Raw genomic sequence first — 1,882 nt, forward strand, 5'->3', positions numbered from 1 at the left:
TCCGTGTTGTCTTCAACCACCAGGATGGTCTCGCAGCCTGTCGGCACAACATCCTGCCGGATGTCCTCTTCTGGCTGCTCGGCAGCGGCGGCATGAAGACGCGGCAGATAGATCTTGACCGTCGTGCCCTCGCCGAGCTCGCTGTAGATCCTGATGTGCCCGCCGGACTGGCGCACGAAACCATAGACCTGACTGAGGCCGAGGCCTGTTCCCTTGCCGACCTTCTTGGTGGTGAAGAACGGCTCGAATACCTTCTCGAGTGTCGCCGCATCCATACCGAAGCCGGTGTCCGTGACGGCGATCAGAACATACTGGCCTGGGGATACACCTTCGACCACCTGGGCGGCGTAGGCCTCGTCCAAGAAGGCATTCGCCGTCTCGATCGTCAGCTTGCCGCCATTGGGCATGGCGTCCCGGGCATTGACAGCCAGGTTCAGAAGCGCGTTCTCCAGCTGATTGGCGTCAGCGTGCGTGCGCCACAAGCCGCCAGCCAACACGGCTTCCAAGGCGACAGGTTCGCCCAACGTCCGCCGGAACAGCTCCGACATGCCCGCCACCAGCTTGTTGACGTCGACCGGCTTCGGATCAAGCGGCTGCCGGCGGGAAAAGGCGAGCAGCCGATGCGTCAGCGTCGCGGCGCGGCGGGATCCCTCGAGAGCCATGTCCTTCGCCCGCTCAATCCGGTTGGTCGCCGGCGTTGGCGGAAGGGAGGCAAGATGACGCCCGATGGTATCCAGGCCCCCGATCACGATCGTCAGCAGATTGTTGAAGTCATGCGCCACACCGCCGGTCAACTGGCCCACGGCCTCCATCTTCTGGGCTTGGACCAGGGCGGCCTCGGCCTTGCGGCGCTCAGCCATCTCGACTTCCAACTCGTGGGTGCGCTCCGCCACCCGTTGTTCAAGCGTCTCGTTCAGATGGCGCAATGCGTCATTCAGGCGCGCGGCCTCGGACAAGGCTCGTTGGAGGTCCCCCGCCTTCAGCTCGATTTCCGCCCGCGCGCCGTCGAGTGCTTTGGCGAGAGCGGTCGCACGTCGCGTTGCATCACTGGCTGCGAGGGCCAATCCAGAGGCTACAGCGCAGGCACTTTCGGCCTTCAAGAGAGCTGTGAGGAGAGGAAAGGCAGCGGGATCGAGATCCGAGGAGGACAGAGCTGGGTTGCCACCAATCAGGGCGAGGACCGTTCCATCAGCACTGACGAAGGCGCGGACCGATGTGAGGGTGCCTGCATCGGGAAACGCGACTTTGCCGCTGACTTCGCCGGGAGAGCCGCAGCGGGCCAGGAATGTTCGCCAGCTCGGCCCCCCTGGTAGCGTCTGCGGAAACCCGGGCGCGGGTCTCAGGACGCCGAGTTCGTGATCCCGGATGAGAACAAGGAGCGCGTCCGCCCCCCAATGGCGAGCGAGCTCTGTTGCGCCCGCCAGGCGGCCCTGAGGATCAGCCAGCGCGTTGACCAGCCGAATGGTTGAATGACACGACAGGCTTTCTACTCCGGAAAGATACAGACCACTGCCGTGCAATTGTGGAAGCCATCGAACTGTCCGCTAGCCCGAGCGATCTGCCCATGCGTGTTGCACCCGGCCAGGTCGATATCGCCAAGTCTGTCTTTGACCGCGCCCAGCTCGAAGCCGAATTGGTCACCCAGCCGAAGCCGGGTCGCGACGCAATCAAAGAAGAGCGCCGCTTTGGGAGTATGGCTTCGCAAGCCTTGCAGGGCGGCCTCGGTGGCTTTCTCGGCCGCATCGATCGCCGAGTGTTCCGAGCTGCGCATGATGCGCACGAGACTGCCGACAGGGACTTCCGACGCGCAGAGCACCGAGCCGTCGTCCTGCACCGCGAGCGGCACTCGCAGGCGATGACCCGCACCGACGTCGATCCCTAG

Annotated in this window: 2 protein-coding genes; both read right to left on the reverse strand. The window is 64.3% G+C overall.

Translation table 11 applies throughout. The annotated features are described in order from the left end of the window. Window positions 1-1,520: ATP-binding protein (locus tag FS320_RS49395; protein WP_244627749.1), on the reverse strand; the 1,520-nt coding region annotated here is incomplete at its 3' end. Further along, window positions 1,487-1,882: FIST C-terminal domain-containing protein (locus FS320_RS42570; RefSeq protein ID WP_192926422.1), on the reverse strand; the 396-nt coding region annotated here is incomplete at its 5' end. The genes FS320_RS49395 and FS320_RS42570, both read right to left, overlap by 34 nt.

Source organism: Microvirga tunisiensis, assembly GCF_009296175.1.
GTDB lineage: Bacteria > Pseudomonadota > Alphaproteobacteria > Rhizobiales > Beijerinckiaceae > Microvirga > Microvirga tunisiensis.